The sequence below is a fragment of the Rhizobacter terrae genome (assembly GCF_003852895.1).
GTDB classification, from domain to species: domain Bacteria; phylum Pseudomonadota; class Gammaproteobacteria; order Burkholderiales; family Burkholderiaceae_C; genus Albitalea; species Albitalea terrae.
In genome coordinates this window covers 1,310,675-1,332,960 of record NZ_QUSW01000001.1, presented here as the reverse complement: position 1 = coordinate 1,332,960, position 22,286 = coordinate 1,310,675, and the positions used below count along the sequence as shown (strand labels likewise).

23 protein-coding genes are annotated in these 22,286 nt (G+C 68.4%); 9 read left to right on the top strand and 14 right to left on the bottom strand.

Annotated features, from left to right (window positions below; genetic code table 11):
- Positions 1-2 precede the first annotated feature (2 nt).
- From DZC73_RS06155 to DZC73_RS06125, 7 genes are read right to left on the bottom strand one after another with little or no spacing between them, the layout of a single operon-like run.
- Positions 3-1,451, bottom strand: coding sequence for an aspartate aminotransferase family protein (locus DZC73_RS06155; protein ID WP_124539270.1), 1,449 nt, complete (start codon positions 1,449-1,451; stop codon positions 3-5).
- Entirely contained in the window at positions 1,448-2,107 is a 660-nt protein-coding gene (locus tag DZC73_RS06150; protein WP_124539269.1) for a class II aldolase/adducin family protein, read from the bottom strand. The genes DZC73_RS06155 and DZC73_RS06150 overlap by 4 nt, the downstream gene beginning before the upstream one ends.
- On the bottom strand, positions 2,104-3,693 hold the full coding sequence (locus DZC73_RS06145; protein ID WP_235835005.1) for a xylulokinase: 1,590 nt from the start codon (positions 3,691-3,693) through the stop codon (positions 2,104-2,106). Before DZC73_RS06145 ends, DZC73_RS06150 begins: the two co-directional genes overlap by 4 nt.
- Before the next feature lie 23 nt (positions 3,694-3,716).
- On the bottom strand, positions 3,717-4,589 hold the full coding sequence (locus DZC73_RS06140; RefSeq protein ID WP_124539268.1) for a TorF family putative porin: 873 nt from the start codon (positions 4,587-4,589) through the stop codon (positions 3,717-3,719).
- Positions 4,590-4,612: 23 nt separating this feature from the next.
- Positions 4,613-5,026 carry a DUF2147 domain-containing protein gene (locus DZC73_RS06135; RefSeq protein WP_235835004.1) on the bottom strand — a complete coding sequence of 138 codons (414 nt, stop codon included), beginning with the start codon at positions 5,024-5,026 and terminating at the stop codon, positions 4,613-4,615.
- Positions 5,027-5,037: 11 nt separating this feature from the next.
- Complete coding sequence (locus DZC73_RS06130) at positions 5,038-6,312, bottom strand: alanine racemase (protein WP_124539266.1); 1,275 nt, start codon at positions 6,310-6,312, stop codon at positions 5,038-5,040.
- Positions 6,305-7,702 carry a D-arabinono-1,4-lactone oxidase gene (locus tag DZC73_RS06125; protein WP_235835003.1) on the bottom strand — a complete coding sequence of 466 codons (1,398 nt, stop codon included), beginning with the start codon at positions 7,700-7,702 and terminating at the stop codon, positions 6,305-6,307. Before DZC73_RS06125 ends, DZC73_RS06130 begins: the two co-directional genes overlap by 8 nt.
- Positions 7,703-7,793: 91 nt before the next feature.
- Between DZC73_RS06125 and DZC73_RS06120 the strand changes: the two genes are divergently transcribed.
- The 3 genes from DZC73_RS06120 to DZC73_RS06110 are packed head-to-tail and all read left to right on the top strand — an operon-like array spanning position 7,794 to position 9,477.
- The gene (locus DZC73_RS06120; RefSeq protein WP_235835002.1) at positions 7,794-8,507 is read left to right on the top strand and encodes a TetR/AcrR family transcriptional regulator; all 714 of its coding nucleotides are present in this window, start codon (positions 7,794-7,796) and stop codon (positions 8,505-8,507) included.
- 36 nt (positions 8,508-8,543) lie between these two features.
- The gene (locus tag DZC73_RS06115; protein ID WP_124539265.1) at positions 8,544-8,963 is read left to right on the top strand and encodes an acyl-CoA thioesterase; all 420 of its coding nucleotides are present in this window, start codon (positions 8,544-8,546) and stop codon (positions 8,961-8,963) included.
- 22 nt (positions 8,964-8,985) lie between these two features.
- Positions 8,986-9,477 carry a MarR family winged helix-turn-helix transcriptional regulator gene (locus tag DZC73_RS06110; RefSeq protein WP_124539264.1) on the top strand — a complete coding sequence of 164 codons (492 nt, stop codon included), beginning with the start codon at positions 8,986-8,988 and terminating at the stop codon, positions 9,475-9,477.
- A 1-nt stretch (position 9,478) separates the two neighbouring features.
- Here DZC73_RS06110 and DZC73_RS06105 read toward each other — a convergent pair whose 3' ends face one another.
- The 6 genes from DZC73_RS06105 to DZC73_RS06080 all read right to left on the bottom strand — a co-directional run bounded on the left by DZC73_RS06105 (position 9,479) and on the right by DZC73_RS06080 (position 15,226).
- On the bottom strand, positions 9,479-10,030 hold the full coding sequence (locus tag DZC73_RS06105) for a DUF6036 family nucleotidyltransferase (RefSeq protein WP_124539263.1): 552 nt from the start codon (positions 10,028-10,030) through the stop codon (positions 9,479-9,481).
- Entirely contained in the window at positions 10,027-10,689 is a 663-nt protein-coding gene (locus tag DZC73_RS06100) for a helix-turn-helix transcriptional regulator (RefSeq protein WP_124539262.1), read from the bottom strand. Before DZC73_RS06100 ends, DZC73_RS06105 begins: the two co-directional genes overlap by 4 nt.
- Positions 10,690-10,757: 68 nt before the next feature.
- Positions 10,758-11,738 (bottom strand): Bug family tripartite tricarboxylate transporter substrate binding protein, encoded by a 981-nt coding sequence (locus DZC73_RS06095; RefSeq protein WP_124539261.1) that lies wholly within the window; start codon positions 11,736-11,738, stop codon positions 10,758-10,760.
- A 53-nt stretch (positions 11,739-11,791) separates the two neighbouring features.
- A complete protein-coding gene (locus DZC73_RS06090) occupies positions 11,792-12,556 on the bottom strand; it encodes an SDR family NAD(P)-dependent oxidoreductase (RefSeq protein WP_124539260.1) in 765 nt (254 codons plus the stop codon).
- Between the two features lie 22 nt (positions 12,557-12,578).
- Positions 12,579-14,423, bottom strand: a complete 1,845-nt coding sequence (locus tag DZC73_RS06085) for a feruloyl-CoA synthase (RefSeq protein WP_124539259.1) — start codon at positions 14,421-14,423, stop codon at positions 12,579-12,581.
- The gene (locus tag DZC73_RS06080; protein ID WP_124539258.1) at positions 14,420-15,226 is read right to left on the bottom strand and encodes a crotonase/enoyl-CoA hydratase family protein; all 807 of its coding nucleotides are present in this window, start codon (positions 15,224-15,226) and stop codon (positions 14,420-14,422) included. Before DZC73_RS06080 ends, DZC73_RS06085 begins: the two co-directional genes overlap by 4 nt.
- A gap of 128 nt (positions 15,227-15,354) precedes the next feature.
- On the opposite strand from DZC73_RS06080, the gene DZC73_RS06075 reads away from it, so the two are divergent.
- The gene (locus tag DZC73_RS06075) at positions 15,355-16,227 is read left to right on the top strand and encodes an amidohydrolase family protein (RefSeq protein ID WP_124539257.1); all 873 of its coding nucleotides are present in this window, start codon (positions 15,355-15,357) and stop codon (positions 16,225-16,227) included.
- Entirely contained in the window at positions 16,224-16,631 is a 408-nt protein-coding gene (locus DZC73_RS06070; RefSeq protein ID WP_124539256.1) for a hypothetical protein, read from the top strand. The genes DZC73_RS06075 and DZC73_RS06070 overlap by 4 nt, the downstream gene beginning before the upstream one ends.
- Before the next feature lie 15 nt (positions 16,632-16,646).
- Here DZC73_RS06070 and DZC73_RS06065 read toward each other — a convergent pair whose 3' ends face one another.
- The gene (locus DZC73_RS06065) at positions 16,647-17,810 is read right to left on the bottom strand and encodes a glycosyltransferase family protein (protein ID WP_124539255.1); all 1,164 of its coding nucleotides are present in this window, start codon (positions 17,808-17,810) and stop codon (positions 16,647-16,649) included.
- Between the two features lie 251 nt (positions 17,811-18,061).
- Here DZC73_RS06065 and DZC73_RS06060 point away from each other — a divergent pair, with 251 nt between their 5' ends.
- From DZC73_RS06060 to DZC73_RS06045, 4 genes are read left to right on the top strand one after another with little or no spacing between them, the layout of a single operon-like run.
- Positions 18,062-18,739: a sugar transferase gene (locus DZC73_RS06060; protein ID WP_198414785.1), complete on the top strand. Its 678-nt coding sequence runs from the start codon at positions 18,062-18,064 to the stop codon at positions 18,737-18,739.
- Positions 18,739-19,908, top strand: a complete 1,170-nt coding sequence (locus tag DZC73_RS06055; RefSeq protein WP_124539253.1) for a glycosyltransferase — start codon at positions 18,739-18,741, stop codon at positions 19,906-19,908. Before DZC73_RS06060 ends, DZC73_RS06055 begins: the two co-directional genes overlap by 1 nt.
- Positions 19,905-21,233 carry a UDP-glucose dehydrogenase family protein gene (locus DZC73_RS06050; RefSeq protein WP_124539252.1) on the top strand — a complete coding sequence of 443 codons (1,329 nt, stop codon included), beginning with the start codon at positions 19,905-19,907 and terminating at the stop codon, positions 21,231-21,233. Before DZC73_RS06055 ends, DZC73_RS06050 begins: the two co-directional genes overlap by 4 nt.
- Positions 21,230-22,285, top strand: coding sequence for an acyltransferase family protein (locus DZC73_RS06045; RefSeq protein ID WP_124539251.1), 1,056 nt, complete (start codon positions 21,230-21,232; stop codon positions 22,283-22,285). The genes DZC73_RS06050 and DZC73_RS06045 overlap by 4 nt, the downstream gene beginning before the upstream one ends.
- Position 22,286: the final 1 nt, after the last annotated feature.

Below are 22,286 nucleotides of genomic sequence, written 5' to 3'. Positions count from 1 at the left end.
CGTCACACCAGCTTGAAGACATCGTCGAAGCGGTTGAGCGCATCGTCGATCACCTCGTCGGTGTCCGCCAGGCTCGTGTAGATGCGGCTGCCCGCCAGCGTCACCAGTCCGTGCGCGGTGTAGGCCGCGCCCATCTCCTCCATCATGTGCTTGCGCGCCTTGGCCTCGTGGCGCGCCTTGAAGAGCTTGAGCGGATTGCCGGTGTCCAGCAGCAGCACGCCAGAGGTCTGCAGGTGCACGATGGAGCCGAGGTTGTAGACCACGTAGGGCAGGCCCAGGCGCTGGATGATCGCGTCGAGCCCGCGCCGCAGTCGGTCGCCGGCACGGCCTGCCACAGCCGCCGCGTTGCTGCGATGGGCTTCCGTGAGCGCGTGGTAGCCCGCCACGCACGACAACGGATTCGCCGACAGCGTGCCACCCACGAAGGCGCGCCGCGAGGTGGTGCCGATGCCGCCCACCAGCAGCATCATCACCTCGCGCCGCCCGCCGATGGCGCCGGCCATCGGGTAGCCACCGGCCAGGCACTTTCCCAGCACGGTGAGGTCGGGCTTGACGCCAAAGTAGCCCTGGGCGCCGCCCATGCCCACGCGAAAACCGGTCACCACCTCGTCGAAGATCAGCAGCGCGCCGAACTCGTCGCACAGCCTGCGAACCTGGGCGTTGTAGTCGCGGTGCACGGGGCGTGTTCCGCTCTCGGGGCCGAGCGGTTCCACCAGCACGGCCGCGGTGCCGCCGCGCAGGCGGTTGATCAGCAGCTTGCGGCGCAGCGCGTCCAGGTCGTTCGGGTGGCACTCCTGCGTGAACGCCGTCGATCCCCGCGGGATGCCGGTGGCCTCCATGCGCCCCGTGCCTGGCAGCCGCATGCCGTAGACGAGCTGGTCGCTCCAGCCATGGTAGGCGCCGCCGACCTTGATGATCCACTTGCGCTTCGTGTAGGCCCGCGCCAGACGCACCGCGCCCATCACCGCTTCGGTGCCCGAGCCCAGCAGGCGAAGCATTTCCACCGCGGGCATGTGCTGGCACACCAGCTCGGCGAGCTTGACCTCGTACTCGTGCAGCAGGCCGGTGACGGGGCCGCACTCGTCGAGCAGCTCATGCACTTTGGCGCGCACCGCCGGGTGGTTGGACCCGAGCAGCGTGGGCCCGCCGGCTTGCAGGAAGTCGATGTAGCGGTTGCCGTCCACGTCCGTGAGGTGCGCCCCCTCGGCCCGCGACATCGCGATGGGAAACGGATGGTTGAAGGCGAGGTTGTGCTGCACGCCGCCGGGAATCACCCGCTTCGCGGCCTCGGCCATGCGTTTGGAGCCGGTGCAGCGCTCGTCGAAGTAGCGCATGACGCGCTCCATCGCGTCGCGGCGTAGGGGTCGCATGGGCTGCTTCACCAATGCATCGAAGCGCTGGTAGAGCGCGCCGGTGTCCGGCCATTCTGAGATGCCGTGAGAGTCGTTCATGTCTTGTGTTGTGGTTCATGGGCCAGCAGCGAGAGCACGCGCTGCAAGGGCTCTCGCCGGGCAGGATCGGTGGTGGCGCGCGCGGCGATGCGCTCGCCCAGATGGCGCTGGCACACGCGCTCCAGGTCCTCGACGGTGCGTTGGGCGGCGTCCACGTCGGGTCCGCAGCACAGCACGCCGTGGTTGAGCATGAGGTAGGCGTTGCGATCGGGCCGGATCGCGGCGGCGAGCTTGGAGGCCAGCCACCCGGTGCCCGACGGTGCGTAGCCGACCACCGGCACGATGGCGCCCACCGAGGCCCACAGCATCGGGTCGTAGACGGTGATGGACTGGCCCAGCAGCGCGCAGGCACTGGCCACCGGCTGGTGGGTGTGGATGCTGACGCGGCAGTCGGGCCGCGCCTTCAGCACGCGCGCATGCAGGCTGCTCTCGACCGACGGCGTCTGTTCGCCGTCCACCTTCTGCAGGTCCGACAGCCTCAGCACGCAGACGTCGGCGGCCTGCATGCGGTGGTAGTCCATGGCCGACGCGGTGACAGCCATGTGATCGTCATCGGTGCGAATGGCCACGTTGCCGCCGGTGCCGGCGAGGAAGCCCTGGCGCGACAGGTCCAGGCACAACTGGACGACGCGCTCCCGAATGGCTTGATCCCTCATGCCATCACCTCCCGCGGCGGATTGAGCTTGCGATAGATCGGCGCCAGCCGCTGCCGCACTTCCTTGAAGGTGGCGAAGCGGTCGTCATACAGGCGCCGGTGCGCGGCCGCGGGTTCGTAGACGCGGCGCGTGCGCACGAGCCGGGGCACGTCGTCGAAGGACATCTCGCCCAGCCCCACGCCCGCGATGAAGGCCGCGCCCATCGCATTGGCCTGGATCGGCGACTCCGGCTGGCGGATGGCATGCCCCGTCACGTCGGCCATGATCTGGCACCACAGGTCCGACTGCGCGCCGCCGCCCACCGCGGCGATGCTTTGCAACGGCCGCCCGGTGAAGCGCGCGAAGGGTTCCAGCATCCATCGCGTGTTCAGCGCCACGCCTTCGAGGAAGGCGCGGATCATGTCCTCGCGCGAATGCTCCAGCGAGAGGTTGAACAGGCCCGCGCGCAGGCTGGCGTCATCCACCGGCGTGCGTTCGCCGAAGAGCCAGGGCGTGTAGATGAGGCCGCGCGCACCGGCCGGCACGCGCGCGGCGATGCGGTCCAGCACCTGGTACACGTCGGGGCGCTGCTCGTCGCGCATCAGTTCATCGGGGTGGAAGAGGATGCGGTCGCGCAGGAAGGAGAGGTTGGCGCCTGCGGCCGACTGCATGGCGATCGCCAGGTAGCGCCCATCGATGGCGCAGGGCACCGAGGCGATCTTGCTGAACACGTCGGTCTTCTTGAAGGGCACGTGGGCGCCCAGCCATGACGAGGTGCCCAGGTTCAGGTGCGCCTCGAAGTCGCGCACCGCACCGCCGCCCACGGCCACTGCGGAGGTGTCGATGGCGCCCGCCACCACGCGCGTGTTCGACGGCAGGCCGAGCGCCGAGGCCACCTCGGGCCGCAAGGGTCCCAGCACTTCGGTGGACTTGACGATCTCGGGCAGCTTGCCAGCCTCCACGCGCAGGGCTGACAGCAACCCGTTGTCATAGCGCACGTGGTGTGCGTCGCGGTTGTCGGTGGCCCAGGTGGTGAGGATGGAATCGCGCGTGGCGCAGAACCGGCCGGTGAGACGCAGGTTCATGTAGTCCAGCACGTTGAGGAATTGGTGCGTCGCCTCGTAACGCTGCGGCTCCTGGTCGCGGATGTAGGCGATGTGCCCGGCCGAGTCCTTGCCCGACAGTGCCGGCACGCCGCCGGACTTGCGCAGCCAGGCCAGCAGCTTCAGCGGGCTGTAGCCGGCGACGTTCACGACGCCCCGTGCGCGCCGTGCGATGGCGGCCGCGCCGCGCATGTCCAGCCAGGTCATGGCGCGGCCGATGGCCTGGCCGGATGAATCCACGCACACCGTGCCCTCGCCCTGGGTGGAGCAGCACACCGCCACCACGCTGTCGTGCCAGGCGGTGTCGCGGGCCAGCACCTCGGCCGCGGCCTCCATGAACGCGCGCCACCAGTCTTCCGGCTCCTGTTCCGCACTCACGCCGTCGACGTGCAAGGCCACCGGCCGGAAGGCCCAGGCCTTCACCTGGCCGGCCAGCGACACCAGCGCGCATTTGCAGCCGGAGGTGCCGAGGTCGACGGCGAGGATCAGGCGTTCGGTCGGCACAGGCACTTCCCGCAGACGATGGATCAGAAGTGCTTCGCGACCGACAGCACCAGCTTGGCGTTGTCGGTGGCGCGCAGGTCGGTGCCGTCCTGCGCCAGGTACAGCTCGCGCACGCGGGTGTTGGTCCCCACGGCATCCACATTCCACTCGAAGCCCCAGTGCTTGTGCGTGATGCCGATGCGCCAGTCGCTGAAGTTGGCTTCGGAGAAATTCGCCACCTTCTGGTAGCCCGCATGCAGGTTCAGCGTGGTCGACGGCGTGATCGGCTGCTTGAAGTCGATGTCGAACAGCCAGCTGCCGCGCGAGCCGTGGTCGCCCCGTGCGTAGCACGCCAGGCCTTGCGTGGGGTCGGCCATCAGCGCGAGCATGGTGCCGCACACGCCGCCGGTGTCCGCGCCGCGGTAGCTCTTGGAGATGACGTTGAGCACGCGTCCTTCGATCGCGCCATAGCCGATCTCCAGCACCGCGAAGCTGCTGTCGTACTTCGAGGTCTGGACGTCGGTGGGCGTGAAGGTGCCGAAGTCGAAGCCGTGCGGTGCGTCGAACTTCGCGCCGGGGAAGAACTCGGTGGCCAGGCCCACGCCGAAGTGCCAGCGCTCGGGGTCGCCAAAGCGGTAGCCGCCGGCCAGGGTCACGCCCAGGCTGTCGCCTTCGAGGAACTGCTTCTTGCTGACCGTGGCCAGTTCGGCCAGCGCCACCAGCCCGCTCTCGTGCGCGGCCAGCATGCTCAGGCGCAGGCCGGGCTTGTTCAGCGAGTCGGAGATGCCGCGGGTGCGCACGTCGGTCATCAGGGTGGCCGAGGCGTCGACGGTGTAGCTGGCGATGCCTGGGTCGGCGGCATGGGCCACGGTGGCGCAGGCGACGAGCGCAGCGGCGGCGAGATGGTGCGGGTGCATGGGAGGCCTCCTCGGTCGTGGGTTCAGGATTTGCACTGGGGCGACGCAGGCAGTGCCTGCACGCGGCTGAGCTGTTCGGTCTGGCCGAGGATCTCGGCGCCGATGAAGGCGCGGATGTTCAGCACGCCCTCCTTCACGCGGATCGCGCCCTTGTATTTCTTCTTGTCGCGTGGGTCGTAGATCCAGCCGTCGCGCCAGGCCTCGTTCTCGTATTTGTCGAGCTGGGCGATGCGCACGCCGCAGGTGTCCAGCGGCGTGTTGGCGTCCTTGTCCCAGACGATGGTGCCGCACAGCGCGGTGCCGCGGTCGGCGCAGGGCTTGAACTCGATGACCGCATCCTTCTCGGCGGTGAGCCACAAGCCTTTGGCGTCGTCGGGTCCGGCCGCCTGGCTGTTCGCGGCAAAGAGTGCAAGGCAAAGCAATGCGAATCGGTTCATGCGTGAGGTCCTCATGCGGAAGCTGCGAACACCGGCGCCATCTCCACCACACGGCCTTGCTCGACCAGGGCGATGTCGCCGAACTGCAGCAGCACGGCTTCGCTGTGCTGCGGACGGAAGAACACGAAGTCGTCGGGCACGAGCCCGGTGTGGGCCGAGGCCACCATGACCTGCTGGTTCGACGAGTTGCCGAACAGGCCGCTGGGCGCGATGCCTGCAGGCGACACGGGCACCGCATGCCAGTGGCCGCCGTGGATGGCGTAGGCCTGGGTTTCGTTGGGGTCCCACAGCCGGGCGAGCGAGGAGACCAGGCCCACGCCTTCGGGCAGGCGGAAGCGGCCCAGGTCCTTGAGCACCGGCGTGGCGATGAAGACGGCCGGCTCCAGCTCGGCGAGCGAGGGGATGTCGAAGTCCGAGGGCTTGAGCGCGGCCGAGCCCACGGCCACTTCGTTGGGCAAGCCGGTCTTGTCGTGCAGGTGGAAGGTGGGCGAGCCGCCGGTGTTGAGCGTGAGCGCCTCGCGCAGTGCCTGCGTGGGCAGCACCTGGCGGGCTGTCGTCCACATGGTGTCGTAGCGCGCGCGTGCATCGGCCTGCGCCTTGGCGCGGGAGCCCGCGATGTCGGGGATGCCGGTGACGTGCGCGTCGTAGCCCATGAAGCCCGACCAGGCCAGCAGCGGCTCGTCGCGGATGATGGCGAGCATCTGGGCGAGCATGTCGGTGGACTCGACGCCGCCGCGGTGCAGGCCCACGTCGATCTCGATGTTCAGCCTGAGCCTGGTGCGCGCGGCGCGTGCCAGGTCGCGGTATTGCGCCAGGCGCTGCGGTGTGTCGACGAGCCATTCGACACGGTCCAGCGAGGAGGCCATGCGGCTCATCGCCTGCTGCGCCGCCGCGGCTGGCAACGGCTTGCCGAGCAGGATCTTCGCGTTCGACCGCTCGTTCGCGATCTGCACGAGTTGCGCTGCGTTGAAGAGCATGGTGCGGTCGCTGCCCCAGGCGCCCAGCGCGGCATCCACCAGCGCCAGCGAGGGCAGCGACTTCACCACCACCCGCACGGGCAGGCCCTGCTGCCTCGCCCGCTCGCCGATGCGCGCGAGGTTGCGCTTCATGCGCTCGCGGTCGACGACGATGGTCGGCTGCGCGATGCCCGCGGCGCGCAGGCCTTGCTGCAGCGACGCAAAGTAGCCGTCGTGCGGCTGTCCTGCATCGCGCGGACGCGACACGGCCAGCGCGCCGAGCGCGGCCACGCCGATGCCCGACCAGATCAGGCGCCGCCGGCTAGGCATGGTCGGCCTCCCCGAACAGCTTGCGCAGGTAGGGGTTCAGCAACTTGCCCTGCGGGTCGAGTTCGCGGCGCACGGCGTGGAAGTCCTGCCAGTGCGGGTAGGCCGCGGCCAGCTCGGCCGCGGACATGTCGTTGAGCTTGCCCCAGTGCGGGCGCCCACCGTGCTTGCGGAAGATGGGGCCCAGCTGCTTGACGAGGTAGGCGTGCTCCTCGCCCGCCGCCGCATGCACGGCGATGGAGCAGGAGTCGCGCCCGTGGAAGGGGCTGAGCCACGCGTCGTCGGCGGCGATGAAGCGGAACTCGATGGGGTAGTAGGTGTCGGGGCGCGACTCGATGGCCGCGATGACGTCCTTCAGGCACGCCACGCCGTTCTGGGCCGGCACGTGGTATTCCGATTCGTTGAAGCGCGCTGCGCGGCTGTTGCTCAGCAGCCGCCAGCTCACATCCACCGACACCTCCTCGCGGTCGCCCATGGCCTTGCCGGCCACCCAGCGGCGCATCGACGGGAAGCGCGCGAGCAGGTCGCGCAGGCGGCGCAGGTCGTTGAGTGCATCTTCGTCGTCGGACGCGGCGTGGAAGGGCGCCGTGGTCACCGGCACGTCGTCGTGCGTGATGCCTGCGCCCCAGCCGGTGTGCGGCAGCACGAAGAGCTCGAAGTGGCGGTGCTTCTTCGCATGGTCGGGAGCGTTGGCGAGCAGCTCGTCGGTCGTCTGCGTCCACACGCGGCGGCGCAGGAAGAAGCGCGGCTGCAGTTGCAGCTCGACCTCGGTGAGCGCACCCAGCGCGCCCAGGCTCACGCGGGCGGCATGGAAGAGCTCGGGCGATTGATCGCGGCTCGCGGTCATCACTCGCCCGTTGGCCGTGACCAACCGCAGCGAGCGGATCTGCGCATGCATCGCCGGCAGCGTCGCGCCGGTGCCGTGGGTGGCGGTGGCGAAGCTGCCGGCCATCGACTGCACGCTGATGTCCGGCTGGTTGGGCAGGGCCAGGCCGCGCGTGTCCAGCTCCGGCGCCACGATGGCGATGCGCGTGCCGCCGCGCACCACGGCGGTTTTCGCAGCGGCATCGTGGCTCACCACGCCGCTCAGGCCATCCATCATCACCAGCGTCATCGGCGTGGGCACGAGGGCGGTGAACGAATGGCCGGCGCCCACGAAGCGCACCGGCCCGGTGGCGCTGCGCAGCGTCTCGGCCAGCTGCTCTTCGCTGGTGGGCGACACGATGCGCTGGGGCTTGCAACGCTCCAGCCCCGACCAGTTGCTCCACTCGCCCGGCGCCAGCGCGGCGGGCGGCGGTGCCTCGCTCGAACAGCCCGAGAGCGCCCCCACCACGCCGGCACCGGCCAGGGCAGTGAATTCACGTCGTCGGATGTGGAGGTGATCGGGCTGCACGAAAAACCTGATTAAGTAGTCATAACTATCGTATAGTGATTACTATCGTTTTTCAATCGGCCAGCCCCTAGGGATAATCCCGGTCGCCCTCATGCCTTTGCAGATGCCGTCCACCCGCACCACGCGCACGCCCCGCAAGCCGCAGCCGTCCCTTGAGACCAAGAAGCAGCCGGCGCAGCAGCGTGCCACCGAGACCTTCGAGCGCATCCTCGAAGTGACTGCGCAGACGCTGGCCGACGTGGGCATCGAGCGGCTGTCCACCAACCTCGTGTGCGAGCGCGCCGGGCTGACGCCGCCGGCGCTGTACCGCTACTTCCCGAACAAGTACGCGCTGCTGTATGAACTCGGCCAGCGGCTGATGCAAAAGCAGAACGAGCTGATCCCGCGCTGGATCACGCCCGAGGTGCTGACCGGTTCCGTCGAAGACCTGGAAGGCGCGATCCAGGGCCTGCTGCTGGACACGCACCGCGTGACGCAGGAGACCGTGGGCGGCATGTGGATCACCCGCGCCCTGCGTGCCGTGCCGGCACTGCAGAAGGTGAGGCTGGAGTCGCACGAGCAGGTCACCCACGCGCAGGCCGAGATGCTGGGCGCCGTGTTTCCCGGCGCGGACATCGACGAGCTGCGGCTGGCCGGCCGCGTGGCGGTGGAAATGGTCTATGCCGCGGTCGAGCTGCTGTTCGACGAGCCGCTGAACGCGCAGGCCGTGGCGCAGATCGTGTCGTCGATGGTGGCCAGCCATCTCGGGCGCATCCAGCAGGCTGCGGCGGCGCCGAAGAAGAAGCGCACGAAGCGCGCACGCTGAGCTGCCCGCGCGGGCGTTGCGCGCGACAATCCGCGCATGACCAAGACCACCATCCACCGCGTCACCGTGCACTTCGGTGACTGCGACCCGGCCGGCATCGTCTTCTTTCCCAACTTCTCCCGCTGGATGGACCAGTCCTCGCTGGCCTTCTTCATGGCCTGCGGCGTGCCGCCCTGGCGCGAGCTCCTGAAGCAGCGCGGCATCGTGGGCACGCCGCTCCTGGAAATCCACACGAAGTTCATGAAGCCGGCCACCTATGGCGAGACCATCGAGGTGCACACCAGCATCGAGCACTGGGCGGCCAAGACCTTCCGACACCGGCATGTGATCCGCCGCGGCGACGACATCCTGTGCGAGGGCACGGAGACGCGCGCCTTCGTCATCAAGGACCCGGCCGATCCGGACCGCATCAAGGCCATTCCGATCCCCGAGGACATCAAGGCCCTGTGCCTGTAGCACCAGCCTTCACAATCGCGACATGCCGCAGAAGAAGCCCACCCGTCCCGACGCCACGCCCGCCGGCCGCCTGGTCGAAGCCCGGCTGCACCATGTCATGGGCTACCAGCTCGCGCAGGCCACCATCGCCACGACGCTGGTCTACATGCGCGAGGTGGGCGACCCCTTCGAGCTCCGGCCGGTGGAGTACACCATCCTCTCGCTCATCAACGAGAACCCGGACGGCTCCGCCGCCCAGCTGGCGCAGGCGCTGTCGGTCACGGCGCCCAACATCACGATGTGGATCGACAAGCTCGAGGGCCGCGGCCTGGTGCAGCGCACGCGCAGCGAGACCGACAAGCGGGCGCAGCACCTGCGGCTGACGGACAAGGGTGCCACGCTCGTGACGCAGGCCACGGAGAAGCTGCTGCTCGGCGAGCGCGAGGCATTCGCTCACCTCAGCGAAGGCGAACGCACGATCCTGATCGAGCTGCTGCACAAGGTCGCGTTGACGCGGCCGGCGCGCAAGGGGTAGATCAAGCCAGTTGACCTGCGTCGCGCAGCGTCTTCAGCCATCGGCGGATGGTTGCGCGCAGCCTGCGTCGCTCTTCGTCGTCAAGCGGCATGGCATTCACCAGGTCCAGCACCTGATCCGGTTTGACATAGGCATGCTTGAGAAGCGCCAGGCAGAACTCGCGGTCCTTGTCGCGGCCTGCCGCGGCCTTGGACATGAAGAGGTCCGCGACATCGATGCAATAGCCCACGCGGTGGTTCGTCGATGCGTTCTGGACGCGGTGCACGCGATGAAGCCAGCCCTCGGGCAGAACGGCCGTCTCGGGTCCGACGCCCTGGGCGTAGTAGCCATAGGTCTGGTGAAACTGCGAACCTTCGCCGATGGCGCCGTCGATCTCTTCCGCCAGCTCCGGTGCTTGCAGCGGATAGATGTCCGCCTCGGCAGACATCGTGAAGACTTCGTTCGGATGTGGGATGGGACCCAGGATCGACTGGCTGCCAACGATCACGAACTCGTACTGGTCCGTGATGTCACCGCTTGCGCGGATGATGTGCTCGAGTTCCTTGCGATTCATGGTGCACCGTCGCCAAGCACGACGCCCTTCTTGAGCTGGCTCACCTGGGCCAGAACGTCTTGGCGAACCCCTTCCGGAAGCACCGCAGTCAACGGAGATGCCTGGCGCAGCTCCTGCGCTCGTCGGCTCCGGCCCAGGACCTTGCGCCAAGTGCGGTGTTGCAAGATGCCTTGCCACTCCTTCCAAAGGCTTGTCGAGCGTGAGTTGCCGGATCGAAGCCAGCGTTCCAGGGTGTCTTCTGCTTGCAGCAGCAAAGCCGGATCGTTGCGGACGAGGCGAACCGCTTCTTCATGCAGGGCCAGGCTTTGCAGGTCCTGGACCTGATGGCGGGACTCGTCGGCCGACACGATGACTTGCACCATGGGCTTCGCGCGGCGGGATTGGGCCGCGGCCGATCCCGCTGGTGCTGGCTGCAGGGTGTCGCCTGCCAGCAGCGCCAGTTCGCCACTGATGCCCAGGACCGACATGACCTGCAGATAGGTCCCGATGGAGGGGCCCGGGTCGCCCGCTTCGATGGCGCTGAGTGTCGTGCGCGAGATGCCCACGCGTTTGGCCATCTCGACCGTGCCCAGTCCCTGCGCCTTGCGAAGGCGCTTGAGCCTGTCGCCGAGCTGAAGGAGGAGCTGACGCTCCAGGACAGCACTGGTGGGTGTGTTCATTTGTCCAGAATTATAGACATCTCAACTATAGAGGTGACTATTTTTCTGGACAAAATCTCAGGGAGACATCAAGCCTCCGGCGTGAACCCCACCGTCTTCACCACCGGCCCCCAGGCGGCGTTCTCCGTTGCCACCGCCTTCTTCAACTGTTCCGGTGTGTTGGCCGACGCCTCCAACCCGAGCGTGGCCAGGCCCTCGATCACATCCGGCGAGGTCACCGCCGCCTTCACCGCCGCCGCCGCCCGCTGCACCACCTCGGGCGACGCCTTGCCCGGCAGGAACACGCCGTACCACTCCACGAACTCGATGTTCTTGAAGCCTTGCTCCGAATAGGTCGGCACGTCGGGTGCGAAGGGGGTGCGCTGGTGGCCGGAGGTGGCCAGCATGCGCAGCTTGCCGGTCTTCAGATGCGGCAGGAAGTCGCCGATGGGGCCGGAGAACCCACCCACCTGGCCGCCGATCAGGTCCTGGATGCCGGGCGCCGAGCCGCGATAGGGCACGTGCTGCAATTCGACGCCGCTGCCCTTGGCCAGCAGCGCGCCGAGGAAGTGCGGTGGCGTGCCGGCGCCCGGCGAGCCGAAGCTGGCCTTGCCCGGATTGGCCTTGGCCCAGGCGAGGTAGTCCTGCAGGGTCTTCACCGAGTCCGGCACCATCGGGCCCACGCCGAATCCGAACACGGCGATGCAGGCGGTGGACACCGGCGTGAAGTCCTCGATCTTGTAGGTGAGCTTGGTGAAGATGTGCGGGTACAGCGTGATGATGGACGCCGGCGTGAGCAGCAGCGTGGAGCCGTCGTTGGGCGAGGACTTCACCATCTCGGCCGCGAGCCGGCCGCCGGCGCCGGCCTTGTTCTCCACCAGCGCGACCTTCGCATAGCCGCTGCGCATCTTGTCTGCCAGGCGGCGCGACACCGCATCGGTGGTGCCGCCCGCCGGGAAGCCCACGACCACGCGGGCCGTTTCCAGCGACTGCGACCAGGCCAGCGTCGGCCACGTGCCCGCCAGTGCGGTGGCGCCGCCGGCGGCGAGGAACTGTCTGCGATTGAACATGACGCTGTCTCCGTGTGTTGTCTGTTGGATGATGGAACGAAAGGCCGCCGCTGTCAGCGCGGTGCCATGCGAAGCGCGCCGTCCAGGCGGATCACCTCGCCGTTGAGGTGGCCATTGGCGACGATGTGCGCGGCCAGCGCCGCGAACTCCTCGGGCTGGCCCAGGCGCTTGGGAAAGGGAATGGATGCCGCCAGGCTTTGCTGCACTTCTTCGGGCAGCTTGTGCAAGAGCGGCGTGAGGAACAGGCCCGGCGCGATCGTGACGACACGCACGCCCCATTGCGCAAGGTCGCGCGCCAGCGGCAGCGTGAGCGACACCAGGCCGCCCTTGGACGCGGCGTAGGCCTCCTGGCCGACCTGCCCGTCGTAGGCAGCCACGGAAGCGGTGTTGACGATCACGCCGCGCTCGCCATCGGCCAGCGGATCGAGCCTCGCCACCTCGGCCGCGAACAGCCGCAGCACGTTGAAGGTGCCCACCAGGTTCACGTCGATCACGCGCTTGAAGTCCTCCAGCGGCATGGGCGACCCATCCTTGCCGATGATGCGTTTCGCGCCGCCGATCCCGGCCACGTTCATCAGCACGCGCGCCGGGCCGTGGCGCTCGGCGGCCATGGCGATGGCGGTCTGCACGCTGTCGGCGCTGGTGATGTCGCAGGGGCAGGCGAGGCCGCCGATCTCCTCGGCCACCTGTTGTGCGCCCTGTGCGTTCACGTCCAGCACGGCCACCTTCGCGCCCTGTCGCGCCAGCTCGCGTGCGGTCGCGGCACCCAGTCCCGAGCCGCCGCCGGTGACCAGCGCGGACAGTCCTTCGATCTTCATGCGGAGTCCTTGTGTGATGGAGTCAGTCGCGCCGCGGCAGCAGCACGCCGTCGGCCTGGTCATAGAGCGCATCGACCAGCGCGGCGCGATGCGTCAGCACCGCGCGCTGGTTGATGGAGCCCTTGTCGGTGATCTCGCCCTTGTCGATGGACGGCGGCTCGACCAGCAGCAGGGCACGGGCGACGCGGTTGGCGCTGCCGGTGCCGGCATGCCAGGCGTGGTCCACCAGCGACTGGAAGAAGTCGACCACCTTGGGATGCTTCAGCACCACGGCGGGCGGCACGTCGGCCGCGAGGCCGGCCAGCTTGCGGCACTCGTCGATGCGCGGGAACACGAGGATGCCCACGTCGTCGCGGTTGAGCCCGGCCACCACCACGTCCTGCACGCAGGGCGAGCCGTCGAGGATGAGCCTGGCGCGCAGCGGCCCCACGCTCACGAAGGTGCCGGTGGACAGCTTGAAGTCCTCGGCGATGCGGCCGTCGAACATCAGGCCGCGCAAGGGTTGCGCGGGGTCGATGAACTTCACCGCGTCGCCCGTCTTGTAGAAGCCGTCCTCGTCGAAGGCCTCGGCTGTCTGCTCGGGCGCACGCCAGTAGTGCGGCATCACGTTCGGCCCCTTGAAGCGGATCTCGGTCTTGCCCTCGGCCGGCACGAGCTTCACCTCGACGCCGGGGCAGGGCAGGCCGATGTGGCCCGATCGCACGTCGGTGCCCACCGCGAAGGTGCACGACGGCGCCGTCTCCGTCATGCCCAGCCCGGTGAGGATGCGGATGCGCTCGCCCACCGTGCGTTCGGCGTGGGCATCGAGCTTGTCCCACACCGCCTGCGACAGGCCGGCGCCGGAGAACATGAAGGCGCGGACCTTGCTGAACAGCGTCTCGCGCAGCTGGGCGTCGTGGTCCATGGCCGAGGCGATCTCCTCGAAGCCCTTGGGCACGTTGAAGTAGATGGTGGGTGCGATCTCGCGCAGGTTGCGCAGCGTCTGGCCGATGCCCGAGGCGGTGGGCTTGCCTTCGTCGATGTACAGCGTGCCGCCGTTGTACAGCGTGATGCCCACGTTGTGGTTGCCGCCGAAGGTGTGGTTCCAGGGCAGCCAGTCCACCAGCACCGGCGGCTCGTCCTGCAGGAAGGCGAAGGCCTGGGCGATCATCTGCAGGTTGGCGCACATCATGCGGTGCGTGTTCACCACGCCCTTGGGCTGCTTGGTGGAGCCCGAGGTGAAGAGGAACTTGACAATGGTGTCGGGGCCGACCTGGGCGTGGGCTGCCTCGGCCTGCGGGCCGTGGGCGGTGTCGAGCAGGCGGCTGAAGGGCAGGGTGTCCTGGTCCTGCAAGGTACCGTTGGCCAGCACCACGTCCATGTCCGGCGTGGCCATGGCCCGGATGGCCCGCTCGTACTGCGGCCCGCTCGCGAAGACGAGGCCCGGCGTGACCGTGGCGGCGATGTGCCGGAGCTTGCCGAAGTCCTGCGACATCAGCGAGTAGGCCGGCGAGATCGGCGTGTACGGCACGCCCACCCACATCGCGCCCAGTGCCAGCGTGAGGTGTTCGAGGTCGTTGTCCGAGAGGATGGCGATGGGCCGTTCAGCGCTGAGCGGACGCGTCGCGAGGAACTGCCCCACCGACTTCGCGCGAGCCAGCATCTGCGCATAGGTGATGCGCTGCCACTGACCGCTCGCATCGCGCTTGGCGGCGAACGTGCGTTCGGGGGCCACCTGCGCCCAGTGCGCCAGCCTGTCGCTCAGCCGCTCGGGAAAGGCATCCAGCGCCTCGGAGGACCGCAGCACCTTCACGCCGCCCGCGCGCTCCTCCAGCGTCGCGCTGACACAGCCGCCCACACGCGCCTCGCGGTAGCGGGCCTTGCTCATTTGGTCACCTTGCCCGCGCGCTTGTCCAGGAAGGCACGCAGGCGCTCCTTGGCCTCGGGCGTGCTCTCGGCCACCGCCGCCATCAGCGACTCGGTGAACAGGCCTTCGGACTGCGACTGGTCGGCGATGCGCGGCAAGGCATGCATCACTGCGAAGTTGGACAGCGGCGCGTTGTTGGCGATGCGGTGCGCGAGCTCGATGGCGCGCGTGAGGCCTTCGCCGTCCCCCACCAGGTACTGCGCCAGGCCGACACGCTCGCCTTCGTCGGCGCTGTAGACCCGGCCGGTGAGCATCATGTCGCTCATGCGGGCCACGCCCACCAGGCGCGGGATGCGCGCCGAGCCGCCGCCGCCCACGAACAGGCCGCGCTGGCCCTCGGGCAGCCCGAAGTAGGCCGATGACTCCGCCACGCGGATGTGGCAGGCCGCCGCCAGCTCCAGCCCGCCGCCCACCACCGCGCCATGCAGCACCGCGATGACCGGCACTCGGCCGAACTGGATGGCATCGAAGGCCGCATGCCACATGCGCGAGTGCAGCACGCCCTCGGCCACGTCGCGCTCCACGAGCTCGGCCAGGTCAAGTCCCGCGCAGAAGTGGTCGCCCTCGCCGCTGAGCACCGCCGCACGGATGTCGGTGGGCAGGTTGATGAAGGCGGTCTGCAGCTGGAGGATCAGCTCGTCGCTGATGGCGTTGCGCTTGCTGGGCCGGTTCAGCCGCACCTGCACCACCGCGCCGGCCGTGGTGATCTTCAAGAGCGGCAACTGCGACAGGATGCCGGATGCCGGCTTGAACAGGGGGTCCATGGGTGGTGTAATTAGTTTAGTAGATGAAGTATCATAGTCCCCAGCCGCTGGCGACCGCAACTAAGTAGAACCCCTTGGTCCGGGCGTCGCCGTTTCATCACGTGAACTAGTCAGGAAGTCGTCCGACCATGAACATCGACCAACTCGTGGCCATCGACGTGCACACCCACGCCGAAGTGTCCTGCTGGAACCCCTTCGACAACTACGGCGAGGAATACGACCGCGCGGCCGACAAGTACTTCCGCTCCGCGCGGCGGCCCACCATCGAGGAGACGGTGGCCTACTACCGCGAGAAGAAGATCGGCCTGGTGATGTTCACCGTGGACTCGGAGTCCAACCTCGGCCGGCGCCGCATCCCGAACGAGGAGATCGCCGAAGCCGCGCAGAAGAACAGCGACATGATGATGTGCTTTGCCAGCATCGACCCGCACAAGGGCAAGATGGGCGCGCGCGAAGCCCGCCGGCTCATCGAGGAACATGGCGTGAAGGGCTTCAAGTTCCACCCGACCGTGCAGGGCTTCTACCCGCACGACAAGATGGCCTGGCCGCTGTACGAGGTGATCGCCGAACACAACATGCCGGCCATCTTCCACAGCGGGCATTCGGGCATCGGCTCGGGCATGCGCTGCGGCGGCGGGTTGCGGCTGGAGTATTCCAACCCCATCCACCTCGACGACGTGGCGATCGCCTTCCCCGACATGCAGATCGTCATCGCCCACCCGTCCTGGCCCTGGCAGGACGAGGCCTTGTCGGTGGCCATGCACAAGCCCAACGTCTTCATCGACTTGTCGGGCTGGAGCCCCAAGTACTTCCCGCCCCAGCTCGTGCAGTACGCCAACACCCTGCTGCGCGACCGCGTGCTCTTCGGCTCGGACTTCCCGCTCATCACGCCCGAGCGCTGGATGAAGGACTTCGAAGAGGCCGGATTTCGTGACGAAGTGAAACCGCTGATCCTCAAGGACAATGCGGCCCGGCTGCTCAAGCTTTCGAGGACTCCATGACCGCAAGTTCGACCGCACGTTCCGCCGTTGCCGCACTGCTTCTTCTTTCCGCCGCCACCGTTGCCTTCGCCAAGCCCCTGGACGCCGCCGGGCTGGCGCGCTTCGATGCCGGCTATGCCCGCTGCGAACAGAAGTACGAGCACATGCGTGGCCACGCGGACGAGGCCTACCTCGGCGTCTACCGCATCAAGGACGACGACAAGATGCGCGCCAGGCTGGCCGAGCTGCGCAAGAAGGCGGCCTACCAGACCGAGCGGGCGAAGGCCGACAAGCGCCTGAGCAAGCAATCGCCGGAGCTGGACAAGAAATTCGCCTCCCAGTGCGCCGCGACCTGGGGGCAGGTGGCGGCACAGGCGGCACCGGCAGCAGCGTCCGCGCCGGCCAGCGGGCCGGCGAAGAAATAAAGGTTCCTCCGCCCGTCAACGCGGATGCAGCAGGGCATGCGCCGCCCCAAGCCCGGTGCCGCCCAGGGCGCTCAGGGCATCGAAGGCCTGGGCGAACGGCGGCAGGCGCAACTGCTCGCCCAACACCCACACCAGCGCCACGCCTGAGGCCAGCACGGCCGCCGGCATGAAGTGCCCGGACAGGGCCTGGCCGATCACCACGCTGCCCAGGGCCACCGCGACCAGGTAGCCCGAGAACCAGCGCAGCAGCTTGTGCGATACATATTTGTAGAGCGTGAGCGCATCCAGCCGCGCCAGCATGGACCACATGAGCCGGTGCACGCACAGCGCGTTGTAGGCCATGTCGCGGCGCAGGCGGAAGGTCGCGCCGCGGCCTGCCGGCACCGGCTGCACGCGCAGATCGCCGGCGCAGACCACGCGGTGCCCGCCGCACAGCACCATCAGCGACACATACATGTCGTGCAGTGCATGGTCCGGTGCGGGGTGGTAGAGCGCCGCGCGCACCGCGAAGAGGGACCCGTTGGCGCCGACGGTCGATCCGGTGTCGCTTTCGAGGGCGCGGATCCAGGCGTCGATGCGGCGGTAGCCCAGCAGCGCCCCATCGCCGGGCGCAGCCTCCAGCGTGGCGCACACGCAGCCGATCTCGCGGTCGGCGAAGTGCGCCTCCAGCTTGTCGATGAGCTGCGCATCGAGCGCGACGCCGGCATTGGCGAAGACCAGCACGTCGGCCGGCGTGCGCCGCGCCAGCAGGTTCATCGCATGCGACTTGCCCCGCACCATGGGCGTGGCGCAGACCTCGACCCTGCAGGCCGCCAGCGCCTCGCCGGCCTCGGCCAGCGCAGGCAGCTCGCCGTCCGCGCACAGCAGCATCTGAAGGCGCGGGTATCGCTGCCGCAGCGTGCGCAGCTGGTCCAGCATGGGTCGCGGCAGCCCGGTCGCCTCGGTGGCGTACAGGCACAGCGCATGGCGCGTGGCCGGAACTGGCCTAAGCCACTTCACCGGCACCTGCGCGGCACGTTGCCAGCGCCTGAGCAAGTACAGCGACAGGGGGTAGGTCACAAAGGCATGCAGCGCCAGGGCAAGCGATGTGCCCGCGAGCGCGAAAAGTGCGATGGACGACATCGTCAAGCCACTCCACAACTGCGTGATTTCCGCCAGCAGCACCCAAGCAATTCGCATGCATCGGTGCGTGCTGGAACCGTTCTCATCACTGTGGTGCGGCACGCACTCGCAGCGCATGGGCAACGCATGCATTCAGGGGGCAGGGTCTTGCACCGCGCTTGCGCAAACTGTGTCGAAGGATGTGCATCAGGCACCTGCACATCTCAAGTGGAATCGGTTTGGGGCAAACGGAAACCAACTGCGAACTATTCACGGATCTGGCCCGGATGTTGCGTTGCAACACGCGACGTACTCACAAGGGAGTTGCCATGAATGCAGCTAGTTTCGTGGCGGGCGCACGCATGACGGTGCCCGCATCGGTGAAGCAAGACCCTGTCCGGGATTTGCTGGTGTTGCGCCTTAACCAGGCGGTGGCTTTCGTGCTGCTGATGCTGCTGAGCCCGGTGATGCTCATCATCACTTTCTTCATCTGGCAGCGCGACGGCGCGCCGATGCTCTTCGCCCACTACCGCGTGGGCCACGAGGGCAAGCTCTTTCGTTGCATGAAGTTCCGCACGATGCTGAGGAACTCCGAACAGGTGCTGGCGGATTTGCTCCGCGATGACCCTGCTGCGCGTGAGGAATGGGCGCGCGACCAGAAGCTCACCAACGATCCGCGCATCACCCCCATCGGCCACTTCCTGCGCAAGACCAGCCTCGATGAACTGCCCCAGCTGCTCAACGTGCTGCGCGGCGAGATGAGCCTGGTCGGGCCGCGTCCGATCACCGTGGGCGAGCTCACGCGCTACGGCAAGGTGCGCTGGCACTACCTGAGCGTGCGCCCGGGCATCACCGGCCTGTGGCAGGTGAGCGGACGCAACAACACCACCTACGACGAGCGGGTCGCGCTGGACCGCCGCTACGTGGAACAGAAGACCCTGTGGATGGACGTGGCCATTCTCTTCAAGACCGTGAAGGTGGTGGTGGCGCGCGAAGGGGCACGCTGATGTCCCCCGCCGGTCCTTTGCGGCGCGAAGTGCGCTGGTCAGACTCCGATGCCGGCCGCGTGGTGCACGTGGTCGGTTGCGTCACCGACGAGGTCTACAGTTTCCTCGGCCCCGCCACGCATGCGCTGGCGCGCTCGGGCCTGGACCAGTCAGTGGTGATGATCGACGACGTGCAGTACCGGCACCACCTGGTGAGCCTGCACGAACGGGCCGAGCTCGTCCTCGCGCCCAGCCTGCGCAACCCGATGCGCCAATGGCGCGAGGTGCTCAAGGCGCTGCGCCAGACCCTGGCCGATTCGCCGCCGCGCGCGGTGCACCTGCATGGCATCGTGCCCTGCCTGGTGGGCGCGTGGGCGGTGCGCACCTCGGGCATCCGCGCGGCCATCTTCTATTCGCCGCACGGCTCGCGCGCCATGGGGCGTTTCAAGTGGATCGGCGCCACGCTGCTGTGGCTCTTCAGGCCGCTGCTCCAGCCGGGCAGCAACACCGCCATCGTCAACGTGCCGCAGGAGCGGCGCGCCTTCGACAAATGGAAGTCGGTGGACGTGATCGAGAGTCCGGCCAGCGACGTGTTTCTCACCGTCGCGCGCAACGAGGCGCGGCATCCCCTGGTGGTCACCGGCGGGCGCGAGCACAACCCGCGCAACGCCGAACTGCTGGCGCAACTGGCGGTGCTGCTGACGGACGACGCCCTGCGCATCGGCTTCAACTGGATCGGCAGCGTGGACCCTGTCTCTCGCCAGCGCCTGAACGCGGCCGGGGTGAGCGTGTTCGACGTGGCCAACGACGCCGAGCGTGCACAGCGCCTGGCGGCGGGCTGGATCTACGTCGCACCCGGCGGAACGCGCGGCTTCCCGGTGTTCCTCGTGGAGGCGATGGCCGCGGGTCTGCCGTGCGTGGCGATGGACACGCCCCAGCACCGCGAGGTCATCCGCGACGGCGAGACGGGCTTCCTGTGTGAATCCGAGCGCGACCTGATCGGCTGCATCGCCACGCTGGTCGACAGCCCCACGCTGCGCACGCGCATCGGCGAAGCGGCCCGCAAGGAGGCGCGCGAGCGCTTCGGCGAAGGGCGCTTCAGCTCCCGCCTGCTGGCGGCGTACTCCTTCGATTCGCCCACTGCTTCCGATCCCGATTCACCCGCTCCGCTGGAAGGCGCCCCTGCATGAAAGTCACCGTCATCGGAAGCGGCTACGTCGGCCTGGTCACCGGCGCCTGCCTGTCGGACATGGGCAATGACGTGGTCTGCCTGGACGTGGATGCGCGCAAGATCGGCCTGCTGCAGGACGGCAAGATTCCCATCTACGAACCGGGCCTGCAGGAGGTCGTGCGGCGCAATGTGGAGGCCGGCCGCCTGCACTTCACCACCGACGTGCCCGCGGCCGTGCAGCACGGCACGCTGCAGTTCATCGGCGTGGGCACCCCACCGGACGAGGATGGTTCGGCCGACCTGCAGTACGTGATCGCCGCGGCCCGCAGCATCGGCCGCCACATGACCGACTACAAGGTGGTCATCGACAAGAGCACCGTGCCGGTGGGCACGGCCGCGAAGGTCAAGGCGGCCGTGGCCGAGGAACTGGCCGCGCGTGGCCAGTCTGTGGACTTTGCCGTCGTCTCCAACCCCGAGTTCCTGAAGGAAGGCGCGGCGGTGGAGGACTTCATGCGCCCCGACCGCGTGGTGGTGGGCGCCGACGACGAGCGTGCCGTGCTGCTCATGCGCGCCCTGTACGCACCGTTCACCCGCAACCGCGATCGCCTGCTGGTGATGGACCTGGCCAGCGCCGAGTTCACCAAGTACGCCGCCAATGCCATGCTGGCCACGCGCATCAGCTTCATGAACGAGCTGGCGCTGCTGGCCGAGCGCGTGGGCGCGGACATCGAGCTGGTGCGCCGAGGCATCGGCAGCGACCCGCGCATCGGCACGCAGTTCCTGTATGCCGGCGCGGGCTACGGCGGCTCGTGCTTTCCCAAGGACGTGAAGGCCCTGGTGCGTGCCGCGCAGGACAACGGCATCACGCTGCAGGTGCTGACCGCGGTGGAAGAGGCCAACGAGCGCCAGAAGAAAGTGCTGGTCGACAAGGTGGTGCGGCGTTTCGGCGAAGACCTCACCGGCCGCCAGTTCGCGCTGTGGGGCCTGGCGTTCAAGCCCGACACCGACGACATGCGCGAGGCGCCCAGCCGCGTGATCGTGGAAGAACTGATCCGCCGTGGTGCGGACGTGGCCGCCTTCGACCCGGTGGCGATGCATGAAGCCAGGCGTTCCTTCGGTGACCTGCCCGGCCTGCGCTTCGTGGCCGACCAGGCGGCGGCCCTGCAAGGCAGTGACGCGCTGCTCATCGTCACCGAGTGGCGGCAGTTCAAGAGCCCGGACTTCGAGCAGATCAAGGCCACGCTGCGCCAGCCGGTGATCATCGATGGCCGCAACCTCTACGACCCGGGGCTGATGGCATCGCTGGGCATCGAGTACGTCGGCATCGGCCGCGGCGCGCGATGAGCCAGCCGTCCTCGCGCCTGCTGACGCTGGATGCGATGCGCGGCATCGCCGCCATCCTCGTCATGCTGTACCACCTGAACGCCGCGGGCGCGCATGTGTTCGCCAGTGGCTACCTGGCGGTGGACTTCTTCTTCGTGCTCAGCGGCTTCGTGCTCGCGCGCACCTATGACGCACGCCTGGCCGGCGGCATGCCCTTCCTCGAATACGCGGCGCTGCGGCTGATCCGCCTGTATCCGCTGATCTTCCTGGGCCTGCTGATCGGCATCGTGCGGGCCGCCGGGCAGATCTTCATCCACCACCCCGACCGCATGACGGGGACCGAACTGGCCGTGAACATCGTGTTCGAGGCGCTGCTGCTGCCCTCGCCGGTGGACAGCTTCATCGCGCCGCTGAACACGCCGTCGTGGTCGCTCTCGTTCGAGGTGGCGGCAAGCCTCGTCTACGCCGCGCTGCTGGTGAAGGCCAGCCGCAAGGGCCTGGCCGCCGTGTGCGCGCTGTGTGGCGTGGGCGTGCTGTGGGCAGCCCTGGCCCACAACTCCACAGGTTTCGGCTTCAAGTGGCAGGACCTGCACTGGGGCGTCGCGCGCGTGGGCTTCTCGTTCACGCTGGGCATGCTCATCGCACGGTCGCATCGGCGCGCGGTGGTGCAAAGCGCGTGGTCCTTCGCGCCCATGCTGGTGCTGGCCGCGCTGCTCGCGGTGGACGTGAAGGGCCAGTCCCGCCTCGTCTTCGACCTCATCGTGGTGATGCTCGCCGCGCCGCTGCTGGTGTGGTGGGGCGCCGGCCTGAACCCGCCGCGCGCGGCCTCGGGCGTCGCGGCCTGGCTGGGTGACGTGTCGTACCCGCTCTATGCCGTGCACTACCCGCTGATGTTCATGGCCGGTTTCGCGGCCAAGAAGGTCGGCTTGCCGCCGGCTGCGTGGATGCCGGCGTATGCCACCTGCGTGGTCGCGCTCGCATGGATCCTCGACCGCCTGTACGACCGCCCGGTGCGGCGGCTGCTCACCGACAGCCTGCACCGGGTGCGCCTGCCCCGGCCTTCGCTCGCGTGAA

Coding starts and splice junctions, on each gene's coding strand:
- DZC73_RS06135 (WP_235835004.1), bottom strand. CDS start 5,026: ATGAACCGATTCGCATTGCTTTGCCTTGCACTCTTTGCCGCGAACAGC.
- DZC73_RS06110 (WP_124539264.1), top strand. CDS start 8,986: ATGCCGCAGAAGAAGCCCACCCGTCCCGACGCCACGCCCGCCGGCCGC.
- DZC73_RS06115 (WP_124539265.1), top strand. CDS start 8,544: ATGACCAAGACCACCATCCACCGCGTCACCGTGCACTTCGGTGACTGC.
- DZC73_RS06085 (WP_124539259.1), bottom strand. CDS start 14,423: ATGAGCAAGGCCCGCTACCGCGAGGCGCGTGTGGGCGGCTGTGTCAGC.
- DZC73_RS06090 (WP_124539260.1), bottom strand. CDS start 12,556: ATGAAGATCGAAGGACTGTCCGCGCTGGTCACCGGCGGCGGCTCGGGA.
- DZC73_RS06120 (WP_235835002.1), top strand. CDS start 7,794: ATGCCTTTGCAGATGCCGTCCACCCGCACCACGCGCACGCCCCGCAAG.
- DZC73_RS06065 (WP_124539255.1), bottom strand. CDS start 17,810: ATGCGAATTGCTTGGGTGCTGCTGGCGGAAATCACGCAGTTGTGGAGT.
- DZC73_RS06080 (WP_124539258.1), bottom strand. CDS start 15,226: ATGGACCCCCTGTTCAAGCCGGCATCCGGCATCCTGTCGCAGTTGCCG.
- DZC73_RS06130 (WP_124539266.1), bottom strand. CDS start 6,312: ATGCCTAGCCGGCGGCGCCTGATCTGGTCGGGCATCGGCGTGGCCGCG.
- DZC73_RS06050 (WP_124539252.1), top strand. CDS start 19,905: ATGAAAGTCACCGTCATCGGAAGCGGCTACGTCGGCCTGGTCACCGGC.
- DZC73_RS06045 (WP_124539251.1), top strand. CDS start 21,230: ATGAGCCAGCCGTCCTCGCGCCTGCTGACGCTGGATGCGATGCGCGGC.
- DZC73_RS06150 (WP_124539269.1), bottom strand. CDS start 2,107: ATGAGGGATCAAGCCATTCGGGAGCGCGTCGTCCAGTTGTGCCTGGAC.
- DZC73_RS06060 (WP_198414785.1), top strand. CDS start 18,062: ATGAATGCAGCTAGTTTCGTGGCGGGCGCACGCATGACGGTGCCCGCA.
- DZC73_RS06095 (WP_124539261.1), bottom strand. CDS start 11,738: ATGTTCAATCGCAGACAGTTCCTCGCCGCCGGCGGCGCCACCGCACTG.
- DZC73_RS06075 (WP_124539257.1), top strand. CDS start 15,355: ATGAACATCGACCAACTCGTGGCCATCGACGTGCACACCCACGCCGAA.
- DZC73_RS06070 (WP_124539256.1), top strand. CDS start 16,224: ATGACCGCAAGTTCGACCGCACGTTCCGCCGTTGCCGCACTGCTTCTT.
- DZC73_RS06155 (WP_124539270.1), bottom strand. CDS start 1,451: ATGAACGACTCTCACGGCATCTCAGAATGGCCGGACACCGGCGCGCTC.
- DZC73_RS06140 (WP_124539268.1), bottom strand. CDS start 4,589: ATGCACCCGCACCATCTCGCCGCCGCTGCGCTCGTCGCCTGCGCCACC.
- DZC73_RS06105 (WP_124539263.1), bottom strand. CDS start 10,030: ATGAATCGCAAGGAACTCGAGCACATCATCCGCGCAAGCGGTGACATC.
- DZC73_RS06055 (WP_124539253.1), top strand. CDS start 18,739: ATGTCCCCCGCCGGTCCTTTGCGGCGCGAAGTGCGCTGGTCAGACTCC.
- DZC73_RS06100 (WP_124539262.1), bottom strand. CDS start 10,689: ATGAACACACCCACCAGTGCTGTCCTGGAGCGTCAGCTCCTCCTTCAG.